At 62.4% G+C, this 23,488-nt stretch carries 22 protein-coding genes; 11 read left to right on the top strand and 11 right to left on the bottom strand.

What is annotated here, in order from left to right; genetic code table 11:
• Window positions 1-26: 26 nt before the first annotated feature.
• Window positions 27-659: a histidine phosphotransferase ChpT gene (chpT, locus tag JYP46_RS12665; protein WP_113156398.1), complete on the bottom strand. Its 633-nt coding sequence runs from the start codon at window positions 657-659 to the stop codon at window positions 27-29.
• 470 nt (window positions 660-1,129) lie between these two features.
• Between chpT and JYP46_RS12660 the strand changes: the two genes are divergently transcribed.
• Window positions 1,130-1,720, top strand: a complete 591-nt coding sequence (locus JYP46_RS12660; protein WP_113155875.1) for a DUF1134 domain-containing protein — start codon at window positions 1,130-1,132, stop codon at window positions 1,718-1,720.
• A gap of 182 nt (window positions 1,721-1,902) precedes the next feature.
• Complete coding sequence (locus tag JYP46_RS12655) at window positions 1,903-3,183, top strand: coiled-coil domain-containing protein (RefSeq protein WP_206548283.1); 1,281 nt, start codon at window positions 1,903-1,905, stop codon at window positions 3,181-3,183.
• Between the two features lie 17 nt (window positions 3,184-3,200).
• Here JYP46_RS12655 and JYP46_RS12650 read toward each other — a convergent pair whose 3' ends face one another.
• The 6 genes from JYP46_RS12650 to JYP46_RS12625 form a co-directional block, all read right to left on the bottom strand.
• A complete protein-coding gene (locus tag JYP46_RS12650; protein ID WP_206548282.1) occupies window positions 3,201-4,001 on the bottom strand; it encodes a TrmH family RNA methyltransferase in 801 nt (266 codons plus the stop codon).
• Window positions 3,998-4,768, bottom strand: coding sequence for a HugZ family pyridoxamine 5'-phosphate oxidase (locus tag JYP46_RS12645; protein WP_206548281.1), 771 nt, complete (start codon window positions 4,766-4,768; stop codon window positions 3,998-4,000). Before JYP46_RS12645 ends, JYP46_RS12650 begins: the two co-directional genes overlap by 4 nt.
• A gap of 82 nt (window positions 4,769-4,850) precedes the next feature.
• Window positions 4,851-5,612 carry an SDR family NAD(P)-dependent oxidoreductase gene (locus tag JYP46_RS12640; protein ID WP_206548280.1) on the bottom strand — a complete coding sequence of 254 codons (762 nt, stop codon included), beginning with the start codon at window positions 5,610-5,612 and terminating at the stop codon, window positions 4,851-4,853.
• A 237-nt stretch (window positions 5,613-5,849) separates the two neighbouring features.
• Window positions 5,850-7,037: a choline ABC transporter ATP-binding protein gene (gene choV, locus JYP46_RS12635; protein ID WP_206544067.1), complete on the bottom strand. Its 1,188-nt coding sequence runs from the start codon at window positions 7,035-7,037 to the stop codon at window positions 5,850-5,852.
• On the bottom strand, window positions 7,034-7,888 hold the full coding sequence (gene choW / locus JYP46_RS12630) for a choline ABC transporter permease subunit (RefSeq protein WP_113155869.1): 855 nt from the start codon (window positions 7,886-7,888) through the stop codon (window positions 7,034-7,036). Before choW ends, choV begins: the two co-directional genes overlap by 4 nt.
• A gap of 146 nt (window positions 7,889-8,034) precedes the next feature.
• Window positions 8,035-8,982, bottom strand: coding sequence for a choline ABC transporter substrate-binding protein (locus tag JYP46_RS12625; protein WP_206548279.1), 948 nt, complete (start codon window positions 8,980-8,982; stop codon window positions 8,035-8,037).
• Between the two features lie 228 nt (window positions 8,983-9,210).
• On the opposite strand from JYP46_RS12625, the gene JYP46_RS12620 reads away from it, so the two are divergent.
• Window positions 9,211-9,831, top strand: a complete 621-nt coding sequence (locus JYP46_RS12620) for a thymidine kinase (protein ID WP_206548278.1) — start codon at window positions 9,211-9,213, stop codon at window positions 9,829-9,831.
• 9 nt (window positions 9,832-9,840) lie between these two features.
• Here JYP46_RS12620 and JYP46_RS12615 read toward each other — a convergent pair whose 3' ends face one another.
• On the bottom strand, window positions 9,841-10,851 hold the full coding sequence (locus JYP46_RS12615) for a YeiH family protein (protein WP_206548277.1): 1,011 nt from the start codon (window positions 10,849-10,851) through the stop codon (window positions 9,841-9,843).
• Between the two features lie 101 nt (window positions 10,852-10,952).
• On the opposite strand from JYP46_RS12615, the gene JYP46_RS12610 reads away from it, so the two are divergent.
• From JYP46_RS12610 to soxR, 8 genes are all read left to right on the top strand, one after another.
• Entirely contained in the window at window positions 10,953-11,885 is a 933-nt protein-coding gene (locus tag JYP46_RS12610; protein ID WP_113155866.1) for a LysR substrate-binding domain-containing protein, read from the top strand.
• Window positions 11,886-11,905: 20 nt separating this feature from the next.
• Window positions 11,906-12,994, top strand: coding sequence for a coiled-coil domain-containing protein (locus JYP46_RS12605; protein ID WP_206548276.1), 1,089 nt, complete (start codon window positions 11,906-11,908; stop codon window positions 12,992-12,994).
• Window positions 12,995-13,173: 179 nt separating this feature from the next.
• A complete protein-coding gene (locus tag JYP46_RS12600; protein WP_113155864.1) occupies window positions 13,174-14,322 on the top strand; it encodes a hypothetical protein in 1,149 nt (382 codons plus the stop codon).
• 141 nt (window positions 14,323-14,463) lie between these two features.
• The gene (locus JYP46_RS12595; RefSeq protein WP_206548275.1) at window positions 14,464-16,368 is read left to right on the top strand and encodes an AAA family ATPase; all 1,905 of its coding nucleotides are present in this window, start codon (window positions 14,464-14,466) and stop codon (window positions 16,366-16,368) included.
• A complete protein-coding gene (locus tag JYP46_RS12590; protein WP_206548274.1) occupies window positions 16,365-17,648 on the top strand; it encodes a DUF6638 family protein in 1,284 nt (427 codons plus the stop codon). The genes JYP46_RS12595 and JYP46_RS12590 overlap by 4 nt, the downstream gene beginning before the upstream one ends.
• A gap of 22 nt (window positions 17,649-17,670) precedes the next feature.
• Complete coding sequence (locus tag JYP46_RS12585) at window positions 17,671-18,795, top strand: DUF2333 family protein (RefSeq protein ID WP_206544059.1); 1,125 nt, start codon at window positions 17,671-17,673, stop codon at window positions 18,793-18,795.
• A 210-nt stretch (window positions 18,796-19,005) separates the two neighbouring features.
• Window positions 19,006-20,694 (top strand): formate--tetrahydrofolate ligase, encoded by a 1,689-nt coding sequence (locus JYP46_RS12580; RefSeq protein ID WP_206548308.1) that lies wholly within the window; start codon window positions 19,006-19,008, stop codon window positions 20,692-20,694.
• A gap of 340 nt (window positions 20,695-21,034) precedes the next feature.
• The gene (gene soxR / locus JYP46_RS12575; protein ID WP_328850482.1) at window positions 21,035-21,544 is read left to right on the top strand and encodes a redox-sensitive transcriptional activator SoxR; all 510 of its coding nucleotides are present in this window, start codon (window positions 21,035-21,037) and stop codon (window positions 21,542-21,544) included.
• Between the two features lie 39 nt (window positions 21,545-21,583).
• On the opposite strand, the gene JYP46_RS12570 is transcribed toward soxR, so the two are convergent.
• From JYP46_RS12570 to rnk, 3 genes are all read right to left on the bottom strand, one after another.
• Entirely contained in the window at window positions 21,584-22,156 is a 573-nt protein-coding gene (locus JYP46_RS12570) for a MerR family transcriptional regulator (RefSeq protein WP_206548273.1), read from the bottom strand.
• Between the two features lie 51 nt (window positions 22,157-22,207).
• Window positions 22,208-22,738: a GreA/GreB family elongation factor gene (locus tag JYP46_RS12565; RefSeq protein WP_206548272.1), complete on the bottom strand. Its 531-nt coding sequence runs from the start codon at window positions 22,736-22,738 to the stop codon at window positions 22,208-22,210.
• 226 nt (window positions 22,739-22,964) lie between these two features.
• Window positions 22,965-23,372, bottom strand: a complete 408-nt coding sequence (rnk, locus tag JYP46_RS12560; RefSeq protein WP_113155855.1) for a nucleoside diphosphate kinase regulator — start codon at window positions 23,370-23,372, stop codon at window positions 22,965-22,967.
• Between the last annotated feature and the right edge of the window lie 116 nt (window positions 23,373-23,488).

The raw sequence follows: 23,488 nt of genomic DNA, 5'->3' as shown, positions 1-23,488 counted from the left end.
CGGCAAAGAGGTATGGTTAATCTTCTCTATTTCGCCGCAGAGAGAATGATCTCATCCGCCGTGGCGCGAATGTTCACGTTCATGCCGGTCTCTTTGGCCAGAAGCAGCGTGTAATAGAACTGCACGCTGTGGGCGTCGACGGGCTCGTCCGGCTTCGATCCGGAGTGCAGTTCGAGGAATTTCGGCGGGACGCGCAGCATCGGGCCTTCGGCCTTGATCACGAAATGCGCATTGGTGTCGGTGTCTTCCAGATAGACCCGCAGCCTGCCGCCGCGCGGGATCGCCGCATTGGCGACCAGAAGCAGGTTGAGCAGCAGCTTGACCTGGTTCTTGGGCAGAAGGGCGCGCACGCCGTGCCATTCGAGTTCGGGCTTTTCATTGTTGATGAAGGCAGCCGCGACCGTCTGGGCGTCGCCCGTGTCGATCTGCATGCCGGCCGAACCGGCTGCGCCGAAAGCGATGCGGGCGAACTGGAGACGCGCCGATGCGTTGACCGCGCTTGCGCGGATCAGGTTCATCGCGTCTTCGTCAGCGCCGCCTTCATCCAGTAATTCGAGGCCATTGTTGATGGCGCCCACCGGAGAAATGATGTCGTGGCAAACGCGGCTGCACAGAAGAGCTGCCAGATCGGGGGCGCTCAGCGAGAAAAGTTCGGACACGGGCATCTGTCCTCCAGACGTTGTTGCCAATCGGGCCTTTTCCGTCTGCTTTCGCCACGGGGCTGGCCGGTCTCTGCTCCAGAGCATCGGTCCGAAAAGTGGAAACCGGTTTTCGGGCTATTCCGATGCTTCGTTAATGGTTCGGACTGTCCTTTGTGCGCCCGAACGGCCGCACGGCAATCCATTGGTTCTGACTTTGCGCAGGCTCCAGTCCCTGACCGAATCAGATCATGAAACGCACGATTTCTGGTTACACAGGCCCGTTAAAACCGGCAACAGTTTGGCTCTGATCGCAAACAGATCCGGCTGCCGTGGCTGGTTTTTCGGGGTCTGAAGAACCTTTGCCAAGCATCTTTGATGTGAGGTTAACAATTAGAAAAGATTCGGAGCCTAGTTTTAAGCAGTTGTGGCTCTGTGCGGGGCGATGACGGGGCGGTCTCTGACAGCCACTCATTGATGGAGAATGAACAATGCCTGCAAGGCTTTTTGACTGGACGCGGCTCATCCAGGCCGCGTTGATTGTTTGTGCGGTCGGCCTTGGCGCCTTGTCTTTGACGACGAACGCGGCGCGCGCCAACAATACCTACTCGGCAGGAGAGATCGTTGAGGCCGGTCACGGCTTCTTCGGCGCGACGACCGGCGGTCTTGCCGCCGTGGTCGAGCGGATCTTTTCCAATTACGGCCTGCCGAACGGCTATGTTCTCGGCGAAGAAGGGTCTGGCGCTTTCATTGGCGGCCTCACCTATGGCGAGGGCATGCTCTACACCAAGAATGCCGGTGACCATAAGGTCTTCTGGCAGGGGCCTTCCATCGGCTGGGACTATGGCGGCCAGGGATCGCGCGTGATGATCCTGGTCTACAATCTCAACTCGGTGAACGATCTTTACCGTCGTTTCGGCGGCGTTGCGGGCTCGGCCTATCTGGTTGCGGGTCTCGGTTTCAACGCGCTGACCAACGACAATATGGTTCTGGTTCCGATCCGTACCGGTGTCGGCGCGCGTCTGGGCGTCAATCTCGGCTATCTGAAGCTGACCCCGCGTCCGACCTGGAATCCCTTCTGATCCAGACCAGACGTCAGACCATTCGGGAGCGGCGCCGCGCAGATGCGATGCGCCGCTCTTTCCGTCTTTGGGCCGTGCAGGCGCGCCTATCAGCTTGACGTGGACGCCTTTTTGCGTGACCCAAGGAACCGGCTGCAAGCGGCAAATCGCTGTGGCTTTCACGACGACATGGGTTTCATGCGGTGATCAAGACCATACTGCTCCTTCTTCTGGGCTTCTTCATAGCGGGGTTTGTGGCTCTTCTGCTGGCGCCGATCCTCTGGCGTCGTGCTGTGCGTCTCACGACCAAGCGCATTGAAGCCAGCATGCCGCTTTCGGCCAATGAGCTGGAGGCGGAGAAGGACAGGCTGCGCGCAAGCCACGCCATGGCTGCGCGCCGGCTCGAGATGAACATCGAAAATCTCAACCACAAGACGTCCGCGCAACTGGTCGAACTCTCCCGCATGAGTGAAGAGGCGCGCCGGCTTTCCGAAGAGCGGGCTGCCCAGGAACGGCTGATCGCCCGGCTCAAGGGGGAGGTTGAGCGGCAGGCCAAGGCGCTTGATGAGAAGGCCGAAGCGATTGCCTCGCTGGAAGCAAGGCTCGATGAGACGCTTGCCGAGCTCGAGACGCGCAGTGCGGGGCTGCTTCAGCTCAACGACACCTATGAGGAAGAGCGGCTGCTTGCCAGCAGCCGGCAGATCGAACTCGTTGCGCGCGAAACCGAGCTGCGCAAGGTCGAGGGCGATCTGGCCTTGCTTCGCCGGGAACGCAAGGAAGCGATCCGCGAAGCGCGCGACGCGGAGACGGCGCGTGATCAGGCCGAGGCCGGGCTCAAGGTGGCCGAGAAGCGCAACGCCGATCTGCAGAAGAAGCTCGAGGGCCAGATGCGGGTTCTCTACGAGCTTGAGGAAAAGCTGGAGCGCCGCGAGGGTGAAATCGCGCGGCTGCGTCAGGACATTACGAACGCCAGCACGGAAAGCCTCTCCACGCAGGCCGCCCGGCGGCTTCGCGAAGCAGAAGAAGAGCGCGACCGGCTCGCGCGTGAACTGGCCGACAAATCGCTGCAGCTTGGAACGGTTCTGAGCGAAGGCGGCGTGCGCAGAAGCACGCCGGCGCAAGACTTCCGGGCGCAAGGCTTCCCAGCGCAAGACTTTAATGACGAGCGAGAGACATTGCAGACACGCATTTCGCGCCTCATGCAGGAAAACAAGAAACTTCGCGCAGACCTTTCAGCCCAAAAGGCGAAGACCGCTGGCGGTGCGAAGCAGAAGGCTCCAGCCGATACCGCGCGCGCAGACGATGCGCTGCGCGAGCAGATCCACAGCCTCGCAGCCGAGGTTGTGAGCCTCACGGCGGCGCTGGAAGGCACGGACACGCCGATTACCAGGCTGCTTGAAAAGGCGGAGCCCGAAGGCGCCGAGGGTCGCCCGCTCAGCCTTGCCGAGCGGGTGCGTGCGCTGCGCGCGCAGACGAAGGGCTAAATCGCCAAACGCCGCGTTCAGCCGCGCCAGAGCCGATGAAGCGCGATGGCCGACGCCGCAGCCACATTGAGGCTGTCGAAATCATCCGCCATGGAAATCCGTGCAGTCGGCAGCCGGTCCATCACATCCTGTGAAAGCCCGTGCCCCTCGCTGCCCAGAAGCAGCGCGTGTCGCGGTGTGCGCTCCACATCGGCAATGTCGATCCCGCCACGCGGGCTGAGCGCAAGAATGGAGAAGCCACGGCTCTCCAGTGCTCCGGCAAGGGCGTCGGGATTGCTGATCCGCGCGAACGGCACTTTGAGCGTTGCACCGACCGAAACCCGGATGGCCTTGCGATAGAGCGGGTCGCAGCAATCGTCGGTCAACAGGATTGCGGCTGCGCCAAATGACGCCGCGTTGCGGAAGATCGAGCCCATATTGTCATGATTGGAGATACCGGAGAGCGCCACGACCAGCGCCTGCGCCGGCAGTGTGTCGAGCAGCTCGTTGCCGGTCGTCCCCGGTTTTCTGCCAATGGCCAGAATCCCGCGATGGATTTCAAATCCGGCAATCTGGTCCATCACCGCGCCGCTGGCCACATAGACGGGCACGTCTTCCGGGATGTGTTCGATCAGATCGGCGAGGCCGTCGACCCGGTTTTCCCGCAAAAAGACGCTTTCTGCCGAAAAGCGGCTGGTGGAGAAGAGTACGTTCAGCACCACGCGGCCTTCGGCCACGAAGCGGCCCTGCCGGCCCACCAGATCGCGCTCGCGAATATCCCGATAGGCCGCAATGCGCGGATCGTCAGCCTCTTCGATGCGGATCAGCGTGCGTTTCATGCGGCCAGCGCGGCGCGCGCTTCCCTGGCCATCTCAACGAGGGCGGGGCGCATCTGTGCGGCGTCGCTCAACGGTTCTGCGAAAAACACGCGGCGCGTATCGTCGCCAAGCGCCAGGTCCACGCCGTCGGGGTCGATGCCGGTGAGCTGCCATTTTCCGGCCTGCGCGCGGCCGAAATGCCGGGCATAGTTCTCCACCGCATCGGCATGGTCGCTGTTCATATGCGCGATCGCGCCAGCCTCGGCCGCGGCCAGTCCCGCAAGGGCCGGGCTGTCGCTCAGAAGGTCGCTTCGGGTGAGCCTGTAGGCGCGGGCAAAGCCGCCATTGAGGAGCGCGGTTTCAGGCTCCAGCCGATAGATCGCGAAGTCGGGGAAATCGACATAGAGTTTCGCCTTGGGATGGCGCGCCAGATAGCGGCGCTTGGCAAGCGCGTGGGCGTCGCTGTCGCGCTCCAGCCTGTGCGCCGTGGCCTTTACGGTGAGGCGCGGATGGGCAAGGGGATCGCCCTTGCCGGGCTCGCCGATCAGCAGCGAGCAGCGCGGATCGGCTTCAAGCCCCCTTGTATGGGCGGAGAGGCCGGAGACGAGAATGAGCGGCGCGCCATCAAGATCGGTGGCGGTGGCGACGCGCGTTGCAAACGGAGCGCCGTCTTCCGGATCGACCGTGGCGAGCGCGCCGTAACGCGACACCCTTAACAGCGTGCGCCCGAGGCGGATCGCGTCTGCGTCTGTTTCAAGGATAACGTCTTTTATCTTTTCGTCGCTCATTGCCGCCTCGTCTGTTTTAATATGCTTCTTTCGCTCAAGAAATAGGCGGCTTCAAGTCCCCGGCGGGGATATCCGGACCTGCCTATCGCGGCGCCATGCGGATTGCGCCATCGAGCCGGATCGTCTCGCCATTCAGCATCTGGTTTTCCACGATGTGGCAGGCGAGCGCCGCATATTCCGACGGTTCGCCAAGACGCGGCGGGAAGGGCACCTGCTGGCCAAGCGAGGCCTGTGCGTCTTCCGGCAGCCCGGCCATCATCGGCGTCTTGAAGATGCCCGGCGCAATGGTGCAGACGCGAATGCCCGAGCGCGACAGATCACGCGCGATCGGCAGCGTCATGCCCACCACGCCGCCCTTGGAGGCGGAATAGGCAACCTGGCCGACCTGCCCGTCAAAGGCGGCGACCGAGGCCGTGTTGACGATCACGCCGCGCTCGCCACCGTCGAGCGGTTCCAGCTCCTGCGCCTGTGCGGCAAACAGCCGGATCATGTTGAACGTGCCGAGAAGGTTGATTTCGATCACCCGGCGGTAGAGGTCGAGCGGGTGCGGACCATCCTTGCCGACGGTCTTCATCGCAATGGCGATGCCGGCGCAATTGACGAGGATGCGTGGAGCCCCGAGCTTTTCGGTCGCGGTGCGGAGCGCTTCCTGAACGTCCTCCTCGCTCCTCACGTCACATTTGACGGCGATGCCCTGAAGGTCGGCGGCAACGTCTTCCGCCCGCTCCATGCCGATATCGGCGATGGCCACCCTGGCCCCCCTGGCGGCAAGCGCGCGTGCGGTGGCTTCGCCAAGTCCCGAGCCGCCGCCCGAAACGAGTGCAACAACGCCGGATGGATTCATGAAAAGACCTCCCTTTGATTTGGGGAGGCAGAGTAGAGCATCGGACCGAAAAGTGGAAACCGGTTTTCGGGTTATTCCGATGCTCCATCAATAGGTTAGATCGTCCTTTGTGCGTCCGGATGGACGCACGGCGATCTAGACCGGTTCACGGGCGCTGGAAACGGCGAACTGGTTTCGGTTCGTTCGTCCGGGATCAAACGCCCCGCCCTTCATTCGGGCGAGGCGTTTCAAGCTGCATCAGCGCCGGATGATGGAGCCCAGAACGTCGCGGATGCCGATGGCGCCGACGAAGCGGGAGGCATCGTCGAACAGCGCTACGGGCGCAGTCTGCGACTGCTGCATGGCGCGCATCACTGTTTTCAGTGATGTGCCGGCCGTCGCCCAGAAGACCTTTGGCCTGTCTTCCGGCAGATCCTCGATATTGTCGCAGGAAACCCAGATGGCCGGCTTCTTGTTGCGCTCGGCATCGATGACCAGCATGTTTTCATCGAACTTGAAGCGGGTGGTGCGGCGGCGGTCGAGCCAGAGCCAGCCTTCGCCGGCAGGCTCCAGATCGCGCACATCGCGCATCACGTTCCAAGCGGTCAGCACCGAGAGCGGGTTCACATTGGAGATGAACTCGCGCACATAATCGTTCTCCGGGGCCAGAATGATGTCTTCCGGCGCGCCGGTCTGGACGATCCTGCCGCCTTCCATGATGGAGATGCGGTTGCCGATCTTCAGCGCTTCCTCAAGGTCGTGGCTCACGAACAGAATGGTCTTCTTGAGCCGTTCCTGCAGTTCGATCAGCTCATCCTGAAGCTTGGTGCGGATCAGCGGATCGAGTGCGGAGAACGGCTCATCCATCAGCAGGATGGGCGCTTCCGTCGCGAAGGCGCGGGCAAGGCCCACGCGCTGCTGCATGCCGCCCGAAAGCTCATGGGCATATTTGTCGGCCCATTCGGTCAGGTGAACCAGTTCGAGCTGCGCCATGACGCGCTCCTTGCGTTCGGCGGCGGGCACGCCGGCAAGCTCAAGGCCGAAGCCGACATTCTCCGCCACCGTGCGCCACGGCAGGAGTGCGAATTGCTGAAAGACCATCGCCACGCATTCGCGGCGGATCTTGCGCAGTTCGGCCTGCGAGCAGTTGACCACATCGGCCTGCCACTCGCCGTCATGCACGATGACATTGCCGCGCGCCACCGTGTTCAGCCGGTTGACCGCGCGCAGAAGCGTGGATTTGCCGGAGCCCGAAAGCCCCATGAGAACGGAGATCTCGCCGCGCTCCACGGTGAGGTCACAGCCCGCGCAGCCAAGCACCGCGCCCGTTTCGGCAAGGATTTCCTCACGGTTCCTGCCCGCATCCACCAGCGGCAGGGCGTCGGCCTTCTGTTTGTCGGTGCCGAACAGGATGTCGACATTCTGGAATTCGACGGCCACGCTCATTTGTCGCTCCTGCGTTCGATCCGCGCGATGCGGTCGAGAATGATCGCCAGCACGACGATGGCGAGACCGGCTTCAAGGCCGAGCGGAATGTTGACCGAGTTGAGCGCGCGCACCACCGGCTTGCCGAGGCCGTCAGCGCCGATCAGGGCGGCAATCACCACCATGGATAGCGACAGCATGATGCACTGCGTCAGCCCCGCCATGATGGAGGGCAGGGCAGCCGGCAGCTCCACCTTCCACAGAAGCTGGCGCTTGGTTGCGCCAAAGGCCTGGCCCGCTTCGAGCATGGGCTGTGGAACGGAGGTGATGCCCAGATAGGTGAGGCGGATCGGTGCGGGCGATGCGAAAATGACGGTCACGATGAGACCGGGGGCCGCGCCGAGGCCAAACAGGATGAGCACCGGGATCAGGTAGACGAAGGTTGGCAGCGTCTGCATCAGGTCGAGGACCGGACGCAGGAACTGGTAGACGCGCGCATTGTGCGCGGCCCAGATGCCGACCGGCACGCCGATGGCCATGGACACGGCGGCAGCGGCCACGACGAGCACCAGTGTTTCGACCGTTTCTTCCCAGAGCCCCTGATTGATGATGAAGGCAAGACCGAGCGCCACGGCAAGCGCGAGCTTCCACGAGCGCTGAAGACCGTAGGCAAGGGCGGCTATGGCCAGCACCAGCCCGATGGGCGGGATGGCGAGCAGGAGGTCGACCATGCCGTCGAGGATGTCGGCCAGCACCTCTGCAAGGGTGTCGAACAGCCAGGCAAAATTGGTGGTCAGGAAATCGAAAAAGTCACGGCCCCACCGGCCGATGGGAATTTTCCAGTCTGCGATCCATTCTGAAACAGGGTCCATGAGCCCGGGGAGTTCCTTTCTGCGGATTTCTTCTTCTTGCGTGTGCAGGTGCCGGGTGAAGAACCGGCAGTCTCCGTTCCCGGTCGGGAAGGAGGAGAAGCCGGCGCGAAGCTGCACTCATGCGGGCCTGCGCGCCGGCTGTCGGACTACATGTCCAGATGCGCCTTAACGGCGTCGAGACCGGCCTCTCCGCTGAAGGTGGTCACACCCTCAAGCCACGGGCCGAGCGCGTCCGGATTGGCTTTCAGCCATTCTGCGGCGGCCTTCTGCGGCTCCTGATTGTCATCGAGAATCTTGCCCATGATCTCGTTCTCCATCTGGAGCGAGAAGACCATGTTCTTCAGAAGCTTGCCGAGGTTCGGGCACTCTTCGGAAAGGCCGGCGCGGGTGTTGGTGTGCACGGTTGCGCCACCGTAATTTGGGCCAAACACGTCGTCGCCGCCTTCAAGATAGGTCATGTCGACATTGGCGTTCATCGGGTGCGGTTCCCAGCCGAGGAAGACGATGGGCTTCTTGGAGCCGACGGCGCGGCGAACCTGCGAGAGCATGCCGGCTTCGGAGCTTTCCACGAGCTCGAAATCCTTCAGGCCGAACGTGTCGTTCTCGATCATGTCGAGGATCAGGCGGTTGCCGTCATTGCCGGGCTCGATGCCGTAGATCTCGCCATCCAGTTCGTCTGCGAACTTGGCGATGTCGGCGAAGCTCTTGAGGCCCGCATCATAGGTGTATTTCGGAACGGCCAGCGTGTATTTCGCGCCTTCCAGATTGGTGACCAGCGTTTCCACCGTGCCGTCTTCGCGGTAGGGCGCGATATCGGCTTCCATGGTCGGCATCCAGTTGCCGAGGAACACATCGACGTCGTTGTTCTTCAGCGAGGCATAGGTCACCGGCACCGAAAGCACCTGGGTTTCGGGCTCATAGCCGAGGCCTTCCAGCACCACGGACGCGGTTGCGGTGGTTGCGGTGATGTCGGTCCAGCCGACGTCGGAGAATGTGATGGCCTTGCAGGAACCGGCTTCTGCGGCGAACGCTGCGCCCGAGAACAGGCTTGCGGCGAGCCCGAGTACCAGTGTCTTCTTTCGGCTGGGTAACATGACAGCTCTCCTTTTATGATTGTTGTCCGGCAAAGGGCGGGTCTTAACCGGCTTTGCCAATTTATTCAAAGGCAACCACCAATTCGGGGGCGCTGCAAGTGCAAACGAGTGTCTGTTTGCGCCATGCAACGTGCCGTTGGCGACGGTATTCCGGTGGAAGAAAAACAATGCGGCGTTTTCTAAAGAGCGCTGGTGGTGTTTAAGAGCGCGAAAGATACAGGCAGCGCGATGGCAAAGCTCTATTTTCACTATGCGACGATGAACGCCGGCAAGTCGACCATGCTCTTGCAGGCGTCCTACAATTATCGTGAGCGCGGCATGAGCGCGATGTTGTTTGTGGCCGGTCATTATCGCAAGGAAGACGGCGGCTATATCTCTTCACGCATCGGGCTTGAAAGCGATGCCGAGATGTTCCGCGACGGAGACGATCTCTACGCCCGCGTTGCAGAGCATCACGGCCACACGAATGTTCACTGCGTCTTTGTCGATGAAGCGCAGTTCCTTCAGGAAGAGCAGGTCTGGCAGCTTGCCCGCGTCGCCGACAGGCTGGGCATCCCGGTCATGTGCTACGGGCTGAGGACCGATTTCCAGGGCAATCTCTTCACCGGATCGCAGGCGCTTCTGGCGCTGGCGGATGAATTGCGCGAGGTGCGCACGATCTGCCGCTGTGGCCGCAAGGCCACCATGGTGGTGCGGCTGGGGCCGGACGGCAAGGTTGCCAGGAAGGGCGCACAGGTCGCCATCGGCAAGGATGTCTATGTCTCGCTTTGCAGAAAGCACTGGGAAGAAGAGATGGGCCGCTGGAAGGCGGAAGATCTCGTGGGCTTTGCCGGCAGCGCCGCCGGGTAGAGCGCCCCGTCAGGCGACGCCCAGAAACCGGATCAGCGCATAGCTGACAATGCCCAGAACGGTGAGCGACAGAAGCGCTGCGACGATCACCCGGCCGCCGCTTTTCATCACGCTGCGAATATCCACCGTCAGGCCGAGCGCTGCCATGGCTACCACGGTCAGAAGCCCGGATGCCTCGTGCATGGGAGCAAGTGCGGCGGCGGGGATGAGCTCAGCCGAGCGCAGCGCCATCATGGCCAGAAAGCCGATGATGAACCACGGCACCATTTGCAGGAAGGTGAGTTTCGCGCCGGTCTTGCGGCCATGGGCAAGGCCGAGAAGAAAGATGACCGGCCCGAGCATGAGCACGCGCACCAGCTTGACCAGTGTTCCCACCTGAATGCCGATGGCCCCGGCTGGCGCAGCTGCCGCCAGAACCTGCGGCACCGCATAGACGGTGAGGCCCGCAAACACGCCGGACTGCACCGGGCTCATGCCGATGGCGACATAGAGGACCGGCAGGAGCAGCACGACAAGAATGCTCAGGAATGCCGTGAAGGAAAGGGACGCCGCGACTTCCGAGGCTTCGGCGCGGATCACGGGTGCGGCTGCGGCGATGGCCGAGTTGCCGCAGATGGAATTGCCGCAGGCAACGAGCGTCGAAAGTCCGGGTGAGAGGCCCAGCGCGCGGCTGATCGCATAGCCCGCAAGGAGCGACAGCGCGACCACGCCCACAATGCCGCCCACCAGTCCGAGACCGGCTTCCCCCAGCGCGCTTATGCTGATCGATGCGCCGAGAAGAACGATCGCCACTTCCAGAACCGCCTTGGCGCAGAAGTCTATGCCGGGCCGGAAGGCGGGGCTTAATCGGGCAAGGGAACTGATGGCCGCGCCGAACAGGATGGCGAGCACAAGCCCTTCAAGCCACGCCTCGCCGAACCACGCCTGTTCCGCCCATGCGGCCGCCAGCGCCAGCCCCGCGACGAGCACGGAGAGAAGAAGGCCCGGCAAAAGCCGGAGTGGGTGGCGAAGTGCGGACATGAATGCGACCTGATGCAATGACGCATTCTTGGTCGCATGGCGCTTTATCGACTTCTATCGAATAGTTTGCCATATATCGTTCGGGAAAACCGAATGATGCCATGACCTTCGAACAATTGCTGATCTTTGTAGCCGTCGCCGAGCGGGAGCACCTGACCCAGGCAGCCGCCGCCGTGGGGCGTACGCCTTCCGCCGTCAGCGCCTCCATCAAAGCGCTCGAAAGCTATTACGGCGTGGAGCTTTTTCACCGGGTTGGCCGCCGCATCGAGCTGACCCGTGTCGGCAGGGTGTTTCTGGGAGAGGCGCAGGCGACGCTTGCGCGTGTGCGTTCGGCGGAAACCATGCTGTCCGAGCTTGGCGGGCTTCGCCGCGGCACGCTCAACGTTCATGCCAGCCAGACCGTTGCGAGCTATTGGCTGCCGCCGGTTCTGATGCGCTTTCACAAGCTCTATCCGGGCATTTCCCTGAAGCTGACCGTCGGCAACACGCGCATGGTGGCCGATGCGATGCTGGAGGGGGTGGCTGAGGTCGGGCTGGTGGAGGGCAGGGTGGACGAACCGGCCCTTTCCGTCCGGCGGGTGGACCGCGACGTGATGGCGATTGTCGTTGCGCCAGACCATGTCTGGGCGTCGGGCGCCGCCCTGCAACCTGCCGATCTCGTGACGGGGGCGGCGTGGATCATGCGCGAGGAGGGATCTGGCACGCGCACGGCGTTTGAAAGCACGCTTGTGGAGATGGGCATCGACCCGGCTGCGCTCGATCTGGTGATGGATTTTCCTTCCAATGAGGCGGTTCTCTCGGCCGTGCGCGAAGGCGGGTGCGCGGCTGCCGTTTCCATGGCCGCTGCCGGGCCGCTGGTGGAGCGCGGCCTGCTGAAACTGGCCAATATCGACCTCGGCGCGCGTGATTTCAGCCTGTTGCGCCACAGGGAAAGACGCCAGAGCGGGGCTGCCACGGCGCTGGAGGAATTGTGTGTTGAGGCCGGCAACGTCTTTCAATCGTCAATCGACACACATATATTTCCGCAACCCTGACATTTGCGGAGCGCACCAGCATGGCCACCTTGCAGAATTTCGACACCGAGATCGCCAAGACCCGCGAGGTGGTGGATGACATGCGTTCCAGGATCGAGCAGTCGGGAACCGTTCTCGACAAGCTCGCGCGCACCGACGAAAAGATCGGCCAGGCCGATTTCGACATCGAGAACGCCCGCATTCAGGATGTGCTTTCGCAGCAGAAGGTGATGGAGGCGAACATCGCCGACCTGATCATCGGGCTCGAGGACGCCACCAATGTGTTCGGCTCCGAATTCGAAAGCATGAAGAGCTATACCGGCTGGGAGAACTTCATCGGCATCTTCTCCAAGCAGAAGAAGCAGCGCATGCGCACCGAGCGCGTGCGCAACATGTCGCTGTCGGGCAATCTGCAGGAACTGCTTGCCAAGTCCGACACCATCACCGGCATTCTTCAGGACCAGAAGCAGGTGCTTCAGGACCGCTACAAGACGTCCGAGACAAGCCTTGGGCAGGTGATCGAGCGCCGCAAATCCACGATGACCAATCTGGAAACGACGCAGAAGCGCATCGAGGAGCTGAACCCGATGCTGCTCGACATCGAGAACCGCATTGCCGCTTCCACGAACCAGAAGGATCGTACGGAGCTTGAGGGCGAACGCTCGAAGCTTGCCACCGAATACAATGAGGCGCAGGCCAAAGAGCAGGAATTGCTCGCCGAGAGCCAGACGCTTGAGCGCTACACGTCCATGTTCCAGACCTTCGTGGATTCGCTCAACAACCAGATCGCTGCCCAATCGACGCTGATCAACAAGCTGACCATCGACACCGAGCAGCGCATCGTTCTCTACAAGGCGCTTGAAGACTCGCTGAAGACCGCCGCCCAGCAGGATGTGGCTCACCGCATCAACACGCTTGGGTCGCAGGTCGACAACACGGCCGAGGAAACCATGGCCGGCATCGGCGCCGCCGCGCAGCGCCACATTGGCGATCTGCTTGAGCTGCACGAAAAGAACATGGTCACCACCGCCGACATTCAGCGCCGCAAGAAGCTCGCCGACGATGCCTTCGCCCGCCGCTTCGAAGACGTCATGAAGAAGCACGACGCGGCCAATTACGTCCGGGCGTGACGACATACAGTGCGCGGACCTTCAATGTGGAGCCTCGCCCCTCACCCTTACCCTCTCCCCGCTCGCGGGGAGAGGGGGACGTTTACGTGGCGACCCTCTTCCTTCTCGTCGCATGAGGGGAGAAGGTTCAGGCAGGCGGATGAGGGGCGTGCGCCAAGGTCCCAGAACAGGTCTTTTGCATGAACACCGCTCCTGACGCCGCAGCGCGTTATTTCGATGCCATTGCGTCCGCGCTCGAAGGGCTCGGCGTCTATTTCGGCGACCGCACGGCCTCGCCGTTTCAGTCGCACGGCCTCGTGGCCGAAGTGGTCGCGCCCTATATCGGCCGGCTGGAGCGGTCCTTCGACTGCTGGCGCAACCGGCTCGGTTTCATGGAAAAGTTCCGCATCCAGCGGGCCGAAAGCGGATATCCGGTGTTTCAGAGCGTTCTGGAACTGGAGAACGACCGGCGGCAGGCGGAACAGCGGCTTGCCGGCATTTCCGGTCCGGACGAGCTGCGCGCCGAAATGGTCGATTTCATCCTGCGTCACCGCGCGTTCCCTGCGGATCTCCAGCAGTCCATGGCCGAGCGCCTCTATCTGGAGGAGGTGAAGGAGGGAAAGATCTTCTCGCCCTTCATTTTGCCGGAAACTGTGCGCGTTTCGGTGAATCCGAAGACAAAACGGCCCTATTATCTGGTGCATTGGGGCGCTTTTGACGGAAATTCGAGCCTGCCCATGGTCTACATGGCGGCGGTCGAGGATTCCTCGCCCGGCATGCTCAAGGCGCTGGTTTCCGACGAAGGAAAGCTCAGGGAGGACGTCGATATCGGGTTTCCGGTCGGCGGTCTGCTCAACCCGGAGCTTGCGCATCAATTTGACGATTTCGCGGAAAAAAACTCCGCCTATTCCCTGTCTCCGGCCACGATTGCCGGAAATCTCGACAAGGATTTCGACCATCTCCACCCCAAGCAATTGCGCCGGGTGGTGCTCGGGCCGTTCTACACGGCGGGTATCACGGAGAATAACTCCACCGTGTCTGACGTGCTCGGCAGGGTGCGCCGGCGCGAAAACGCGTGGCTTCTCACCTGGACGGTGCAGGAGGTCTATTCCAAGACCGAGCGCCCGGCTCGCAAGGGGCTGTGGTCCAGCCAGCCGGCGCGCGAGGAGTTCTTCATCGACACGGATGATCTGGACGCCGCCCGCATGGGCGTGAGCGCCTATGAGCAGCACGCGCTCGTGCCGCATGAGGCCTATCAGGCGCTCTATGCCGCAGGCGAAGCACAGAAGATTTTCGATGGCTACGACGTGCACGTCATTTCGGGCGGGCGGGTGATTACGGATGTGTAGCAGCTTCGCTCCGGCAGAAGACCATACGCCAGCCCCTCATCCGCCTGCCGGCACCTTCTCCCCGCAGGCGGGGAGAAGGGCGATGGCGGCAGGCGTTGCGCATCAGGGGCAGTCCCACTGCCCGACAGATCAGGAGTTTCCATGGACACCGGCCTGACGACCATCGACGAGAAAGACATCGAGAAGCACCGGGCGACGGCGCAGAGCCTTGTGACGCGCTTTGTGGTTCTGCAGGCCGATGGCGGCGGCTCCGGCACCGGGCTTGCCGGCACCGGGCGGCGTTTCGTTTCGACCGTTTCCACCGGCGCATTGCGCAGGACGCGTGAGGTGGAGCTGGCGAAAACCATCGCCGCCATCCGCCAGGGCGACCCCATGCTCTCCATTGCGCAGCACACGCTTCTTTTCCGCGCCCGGCGCGGGGCGGCGGTGGCGCTTGCGGTGGCCGATGTCTTCGCGCGGTCAACCGAGCTTGAAAGCCTTCAGGAGCGGAACGCCCGCAGCCCGCTTGAGGGCGATGCGGCGCAGACCTATCACGCGCTTTTGCAGGCTTCGGCCTATGTCGCGGCCTTCACGCTCTCATCCTATCTCCTGCAGATGCTCGACGCCGACAGCGAGCCGGTAAATGACACGGATGAGCCGGACTTTCAGTTCGACACGCCGCAGGATGCGCTGAAGAGCGTTCTTGCCGCGCTTGATGGGGCGATCACGGGTGCTGCCGACGACACGGCAATGACGGCGCGCGCCCGCGCGCTTGCCCGCGTCGCAATCGAGGGGCTGTTGCAGCGGCGCAGCCGTTTCACCGGTCTCGGTGCGTTTGAAGACACGCATATGCGGCTCGAGGCCGACGATTTCACGCTGGACGGGTTCGACATTGCGCCGGGAAGCCGGCGCAAGCCGCTTGTCATGACGTTCAAGAAGCCCAACGAGATCATCGGCAACCACATTGCCAAATATCAGGCCATGAAGCTCGCCAAGATGCTGATGGCGTATGATTTCGACCGCCAGCTCAACCCCTTCGTGGAGCTGGGGGGCTTTCTGTTCACCTTCATTGGTGATGGCGCACCGGGCACCGGCAAGACCATCCTTATCCAGATGACCGCCGGGCTGTTGAACGATTACTGCCAGGTGGCGGGTGTGCCGTTCCACTACGAGAATTTCGGCGTCGACCAGATTTCCTCCTATCAGGGCAAGTCGGGCCAGAACTGCAAGCAGTTCGTGGAAAATGTGCTGAGCCCGCGCGCCATCGGCTTCGGCACCATTGACGACATCGACCAGGTGGCGGCCAAGCGCTCCGACGACCGGGCGTCTGCCGGTCAACAGGAGGTGACGGGCGTTCTGATGGAGAGTTTTGCGGGCGCGGGCACCGTGGTGCGCGGCAACTGCTCCTTTGGCATGTTCTCCAACTATCCGGAGAATGTGGACGACGCGTTGCGCCAGCGCGCCGGCGCGCGCTGGCTTGTCGACGGGCCGCAGACTTTTGAGGATTATGTCGACATTTTCGTGCTTCTGGCCGGCAAGAACCATTCGATCCCGCTTGGCGAGCACGCGCTTTACGCCACGCAGGAGATCAAGCGCGCGGTCGAGACTGCCTATGAGGCACATTCCAGACCGCAGGAAGACGGGCTTGCGAAGGTCTATGAGCGCTTCCTGAACGATCGCGGCGAGCCGAAGACGCTGACGGATATTGGCGCCTATCTGCATGAGATCAAGCTGGCGGAGCCGCGCTTCACCGGCCGCGCCATCAAGAACATCACCGACGCCATCAAGATGCGCGCCATGGACATCGAGCTTCCCGACGAATGGTTCGAGACGCCGGACGCGTTCATGCGCCGGGGTTATGACGACAAGAAAGCGATGATCGCCGAGCTGCGCCGGCCATTCACGATGGACATGGTGATGCAGGAGATCAATCGCTATGCGGATTCGGAATTCCGCTACTCGGACCGCTCCGACGATGCCGCCGTTTCGGGCATCGTCCGCGACCAGCGCCTGCGCGAACGCGCGCTGCGCGAGATCGAGGAGATGAAGGCGAGGGGTGTGTGGTGAACCTCCTGCGCGACAACGACCTCATTTTTGGCCGCCTGCTCAGGATCGAAGAGCCGCATCTGATTGCGCGTTACAACAAGGCGCTGGATGCCTTTGGTGTGCCGCAGACGAAGCTTGCTTCCTTCGAGATCGATCGCACCGGCTTCTCGCCGCAGATCGCGGAGGAACTGGAAGATATCCAGTATCTCGATCCCAATGGCGTCAATCGGCGCTTCATCATTCTGACACCGGCGCAGATCGAATTGCCGGTGGTTCACACGGCCTTCTCCAACACCTCGCAGCTCGTCTACGAGTTCATGATGGCCAATGCGCGCGCCATCAACGCCATCACGATCAAGGATGTGGTCTATGGCGAGATCGAGGAGCAGGTGAACCAGGTGCGCGACATAGAGGATCTGCTCTCCATCGTGCAGGTGGAGTTCAAGGTTCTCTCGGCGGAAGACCTGCTCGGCAAGGCGGCGGAACTGGGGCGGCTGGCCGACCGGGTGAAGCACGAGCCGGATGCCTGGCGTGACGATGCGCTGCTCAACCGCATGGTGGCGCTTGCACGCGAGACCGGTGACATTCGCGAAAACAGCCTCGTGCCGGAGCAGGTGGTGTTCCGGCATGACGCCTACTGGACCAGCCATTTCGGCGGCGTCTACATCTTCATTGACCGCGACACGACAACGGTGATCGCCGATCCGGCAACGCCGGGCTTTCGCCGCTCGCGGCCATGGCAGGTGAGCTATCTGTCGAAGGACGATCCGGCGCGCATCTTCCGCTTTCTGGCGGAGACGGGCCGCATTCAGTTGCCGCGCGCCTCGTGGATCGAACGGTCGAACTATCTTGCCCATCGCGGCGAGATGGTGCTGCTTGATCTGGTGCGCCGCGAAGACCCGGATACGGATTTTGCGCGCGTCGACCCGGTCTGGCTGCAGACCTGGACACACCGCAATGCCGGGCTGGTGGCGGGCGAGGGGAGCATTCCCTTCCTCAATGCCGCCGTGCGTGAGATCAGCCAGACGGGCAGGCTCAAGATCGAGGAAATCCCGCCGCGCCTGCGCTTTCTCGTTACGCGGGCCGATCCTGAACATCCGGATGCATGGCTCACCAACAGGTTGATTTCCGACTTCGTGCCGTCCGATTTCATCGCCCGCTATGTGTTCAACAAGCAGGGTTTCTACAAGGATTACGAGCGCTATTCCGACGCCTGGCGCGAATATGTTGTGGCGCAGCTCAAAACCGCTTATCTCAGGGATAAACCGGCGCTGAGAAAGCGCCTCTATGGCCTGGATTAAAAACGCCTGAGGGAGGCGCTTCGTGCTCGATCCGATCGTTGAATTTTTCACCCGTGTGTTTCACTGGATCGGCCGGGGCATCGGGCTCGTGATCGCCTGGATCCTGTGGCCGTTCATGGCGGTCGGGCGCTGGTACACGCGCCGCGGCTGGATCGTGCGCGGCTCGGTCGGCCTCGTTGTTCTCGTGATCGTGGGCTTCTACGGATACTTCTTCTGGCAGACGCAGGTCTGGACCGGCTTCAATCCGGACTATGTGGAAGAGTACAAGCTGGAAGAGCGCAGCGTTTCCGCTGGCGAGCAGACCGCGGCCACACAGGGCGGCGAGACGCGCACCTGCGGACGCTCGGCCATTGTCGACGTGACGGCGGATCTGACCGATTTCAACGTCAATGAGAATGCATGGATTTCCTCCATGCTGCTCTACAAGCTCGGCTTTTTCTTTGCGCTCGACTGGGATGACACGCCCTTCTTCGACAACAAGGCGTCGTTCCAGCGCGGCATCAACCAGGCGGCCCGCCGCAGCGCCATCGAACTGGTGGATGCGCTTGGGCGCGTGCGCGGCACGTCGCAGATCGACCGTGATCTGCAGAATGCGCGCGGTGCGCTGACCTTCGATGAGGAAACCTGGTATTTCGGCCTGAGCCCGTTTGGTCCCAAGACGCCGACGCCCAGCTTCTACCGGTCCGCCATCCGCGACCTGCGCAAGTTCAACGACCGGCTTGAAAGCTGCGAGGCGGTTTTTGACGCCCGCGCCGACAATCTGATCCAGTTTCTCGACCGCATCGCCAGCGATCTGGGGTCGACCTCGGACCTGCTGCGCCAGCGTTCGGAGAACTACAATTCGGGCTGGTTCGACACGCGTGCGGATGACCGCTTCTGGTTCGCCTATGGCCAGCTCTATGCCTATTACGGCCTCCTGACGGCAGCGGGCGCGGACTTCGAGGACGTTATCAAGCAGCGTTCGCTCGGCTCGCTGTGGGATACGACGGAAGAGCAGTTCCGCGCGGCGCTCAACGTGCAGCCCTTCATCATTTCCAATGGGCGTGAGGATGGGTGGATCATGCCCACGCATCTGGCCACGATGGGCTTCTACATCCTGCGGGTGCGCTCCAACCTGGTTGAACTGCGCCTCGTTCTCGACCGCTAATCCGGTTCGCCACTGTGTGGCAGGCGCGGCTTTTCGCGCGCCTGTCGTTTCACCACCACCATCGAATGCAGCCTGTCGCATTTCACGCATTGTGCGCCTCTTTTGCGACGGTGGACGTTTTCAATTCGCGGCTTTATGCCAATCGGCAAACGTTGCGGACCATCGGGAGAGGGAATCATCGTCATGGCCGAAATCAAATCCGGGGCCGAAATGAAATCCGGCGCCGAAGTGAAGTCCGACATCGAAATCGCCCGGGCGGCGAAGAAAAAGCCGATTCAGGAGATCGGTGCGCGGCTGGACATTCCCTCCGAGCATCTTCTGCCCTACGGCCATGACAAGGCGAAGGTTTCGGCCGAGTTCATCGCCGAGACGCGCAACAACACGGACGGCAAGCTGATCCTTGTCACGGCGATCAATCCGACGCCGGCTGGCGAAGGCAAGACCACGACGACGGTGGGGCTTGGCGATGGACTGAACCGCATCGGCAAGAAGGCGGCGATCTGCATTCGCGAAGCCTCGCTCGGCCCGTGCTTCGGCGTGAAGGGCGGGGCCGCCGGCGGCGGCTATGCCCAGGTGGTGCCGATGGAGGACATGAACCTTCATTTCACCGGTGATTTTCACGCCATCACCTCGGCTCACAACCTGCTCTCGGCGCTGATCGACAACCACATCTACTGGGGCAATGCCGAAGAGATCGACACGCGCCGTGTGACCTGGCGGCGTGTGATGGACATGAACGACCGGGCGCTGCGTGAGATCGTCTGCTCGCTGGGCGGCGTGGCAAACGGCTTTCCGCGCGAGGCGGGCTTCGACATCACCGTGGCCTCCGAGGTCATGGCCATTCTGTGCCTTGCGACCGATCTGAAAGATCTGGAAAAGCGTCTGGGTGACATCATCGTCGGCTACCGCCGCGACAAGAGCCCGGTCTTTGCGCGCGACATCAAGGCCGATGGCGCGATGACGGTGCTGTTAAAGGACGCGCTGCAGCCCAATCTGGTGCAGACGCTGGAGAACAATCCCGCCTTTGTTCATGGCGGCCCCTTCGCCAACATTGCCCATGGCTGCAACTCGGTAATGGCGACCACGACGGCGCTCAAGATCGCCGACTATGTGGTCACCGAGGCCGGGTTTGGTGCGGATCTGGGTGCGGAGAAGTTCTTCGATATCAAGTGCCGCAAGGCGGGCCTTAAGCCGGCTGCTGCCGTCATCGTTGCGACCGTGCGGGCGCTCAAGATGAATGGCGGTGTGAAGAAGGAAGATCTGGGCGCGGAGAATGTCGAGGCGGTGAAGGCCGGTTGCGCCAATCTCGGACGCCATATCGAGAATGTGAAGCAGTTCGGCGTGCCGGCCATTGTCGCCATCAACCATTTCCACACCGATACGGATGCCGAGATCGAGGCGGTGAAGGCCTATGTGGCCGAGCAGGGCGAAGAGGCCATTCTGTGCCGGCACTGGGCGGAAGGCTCCGCCGGCATCGAGGAGCTGGCGCACAAGGTGGTGGCGCTGGCCGAGAGCGGCGTCTCGCAGTTTGCCCCGCTTTATGCCGACGAGATCTCGCTGTTCGAGAAGATCGAAACGGTGGTGAAGCGCATCTATCGCGGTTCCGAGGCGGTTGCCGACAAATCCGTGCGCAACCAGCTCAAGCAGTGGGAAGAGCAGGGCTATGGCCATCTTCCCGTCTGCATGGCGAAAACGCAGTACTCCTTCTCCACCGACCCAAATCTGCGTGGCGCGCCGACGGGGCATGTGGTGCCGATCCGCGAGGTGCGGCTTTCCGCCGGCGCCGGTTTCGTGGTGGCGATCTGCGGTGAGATCATGACCATGCCGGGCCTGCCCAAAGTGCCGTCATCCGAGCATATTTTCCTCAACGATGACGGGCAGATCGAAGGACTTTCCTGATAAGTTGAGTCGGAAAGCAGGAGGCGGGCCGCAAGCCCGCCTTTTTGTTGGCCGGTACTGGCGTGGTGCTTTCGCCGGTGGGGCGCGAGCGGCAGGGTGTGTTGGTGGTGCTCGGGGGGCGCAGGCTGGTGCGCGCTGGCCCGGCTCATCGCAGGGAGATGCCGGATTGTCCGCTGCATCTGATGCCGGGCCTGCGACCCTGGACCTGCGCCCCCGGACCTGCGACCCCGGATTTGCGCCCCCGGATTTGTCATGCCGCGCCGGCAATAACGCGTTTCCTAAAAAGCTTTGTGCCGTATAAAAATTAAGTTCAATTGAGCTCGAGTTTGGAAGCCGGCCTGTGAGAGCTTCTTGGCTGGAGCTGGAGCTGGAGCTGGAGCTGGTGCTGGAGTTGGAGGAAACCGTCTTGGCATCGATGCTCACCATTAATCAGGTATCGCGGCGCAGTGGCGTCGCGGCTTCCGCGCTGCGCTATTATGAAGAGCGGGGGCTGATCGTCTCCGAACGCGCAGGCTCCGGGCACCGGCGCTATCAGCGCGCTGTGCTGCGCCGTGTGGCGTTCATCGTCTTTGCGCAGCGGGTGGGGCTCTCGCTTGATGAGATCCGCGCCGAGCTCGACAAGCTGCCCACCGATCATGTGCCCAAGGGCGATGACTGGGCGCGTCTTTCAGAAAGCTGGACGCAGCGCATTGACGAGCGCATTGCAGAGATGGAGCGTCTGAAGCGCGGGCTCACCGAATGCATCTCCTGCGGCTGCCTCTCGCTGGAGACATGCGCGCTCACGAACCCGGCCGACCGGGCAAGCCGGGCCGGGCCGGGGCCGCGATACTGGGTGGGAAGCAGGGGGTAGGTCCTGCGTTGGAGCATCTCCGCTTTTCGGGGACTTGCGTTAGGCTTCCGGCATGCGCCTTGCGCCGGCGCACATGGCCGCGGGGAGCCATCTGGAAAAGCCCTTGCCCAGCGTCTGATAGCGCTGGGCGAAGTCGGGGTGGCTCTCGTAGATATCGGCAAGACCTGCATAGGCGGTCGGCGTGCAGGGCCTGTTCCACATGTCTGAAACCCACGCCCGGTGCCGCTCGAGCGCGGTGTCGAGAGCGCGTGCCTCGGGAACCGTGCCGTCCTGCATTGCCTTGACGAGGCTGGCTTCGATCCCGGCCAGATCCCGCATGCGGGTTGCTATCTGCCGGTCATCGATCCTGTTTCCCGACGAATTCCTTGCAAGCGCCGTCAGGCCATCGAATTGGGGATCGTCGAGAATGGCGCCGATCTTATCGAGCGGCAGTCCAAGCGCGCGGTAAAGGAGGATGTGCTGCGGGCGCAGCAGCTCCTCCTCACCGTAATGGCGATAGCGGTTTTCGCCGACGCGTGCGGGGACAAGAAGGCCGATCTCGTCATAATGGTGAAGCGTCCGCACCGAGATGCCGGCAAGCCTCGCCAGTTCACTGACCGTCCATTCTTTCATCACACGCGCCTCCGCAGGACAGGAGGGACAATCTCTCACGCTGCGTGAGGGTCAAGCAGCGCTCGGACCGGGATCGTCATCACCGCCCGGTGCGATGAATGTGGGTTGCGCCATCGCCGGCGCATCTGCGCTGTGAACGAGCCGCAGGGCAGGCCGTGGCTGCGATGAAGCACCCATCTTTCGCCGTGCGGATTCGGGCTGATAGACCACCTCTTCCAGCGTGATGCGATCGGGCGTGTCCGCGCCTTCGTGGGGCAGGACGAGCGTATCGCCCGCTGAAAGGCCGAGCAGCGCCAGACCGCGCAGGGTGGTGAGGGGCAGCGTCAGGCCGACAAAGCCCTGCAGCTCCTCGTGGCTGATGATGCGGGACTGCGGTGCTTCGTCGTTGATGCGGTAGCGCACGCGGCTGTTGAGCGTGGTCACATTCGCCGGCACGTCTTCGCGAAAGATGACCGTTGCCCCGTCAAGCTTGGCGCGCAGAAGCGTGGCATAGGCTTCGCTGAACCTGTGCCTGCGCTCCTGCAGGAATTCGAGGATGGTGAAATCCTTGGTGGTGAGGATGCAACCCTGTCTGGTCCACATGGCGATCTCCAACGCGGTTCCCGCGCTTCGTGACGGGAGACCGCGAACAAACAAACCCGCGCGGCCTCACTGCGGCTGCGCAGACTGAATATCGGTCGAGCGGCCCCCCTGCGCCGAAAGGCTGTGGCGCAGGGGCTAGGCTCCCGTCAGGAGATGTCCCGTGAAGAAACGGTGATGTGGACCAGTCATTTTTCCAACCAGGGGTCGCCAACTCGGGGCTGGTGGCTCAGGCGGTTTTTTCTTCCTGCGTCACGCGCACCACCGTCAGCTTGTGGGTCTGGCCGGTGCGTGCGGACCAGTTGATCGACTGGCCTTCCTTGAGGCCGATAAGCGCAGTGCCCACCGGCGTGGTGATGGAAATGCGGCCCTTCTCGATGTCGGCATCGCCGGGATAGACCAGCGTCACGGTCTTTTCGGGGCCTTCGTCGGCTGTGTAGACGACGGTGGAACCCATGCGCACGACGGTGGCGGCGAGCGATCCGTCGCGCACGACGCGCGCCCGGTCGAGTTCGGCCATCATGGTTTCCGACACCTCGGGATTGCGATCTTCCAGCGCTTCGGCGAGGCCGGTGAGGCGATCATAGTCGGTCTGGGAAATCGTGATGCTCGGCTTGCGCCCTGTCTTCTGCTGCATTGGCTTGTCCATGCGAATAGTGCGGTCACGCAACTCCTGTGCGTGCCGGTCAGGCTTCGACTGTAGTTCGAATTTTTAAGTGATGCGCCCTGAGTTTCGTTCCGCCGTTCAAACTC

This window comes from Nitratireductor aquimarinus, assembly GCF_017255295.1.
Taxonomy (GTDB): domain Bacteria; phylum Pseudomonadota; class Alphaproteobacteria; order Rhizobiales; family Rhizobiaceae; genus Nitratireductor; species Nitratireductor aquimarinus.
Note: the sequence above shows the minus strand (reverse complement) of the source record. Positions and strands in the feature narration are given on the sequence as shown.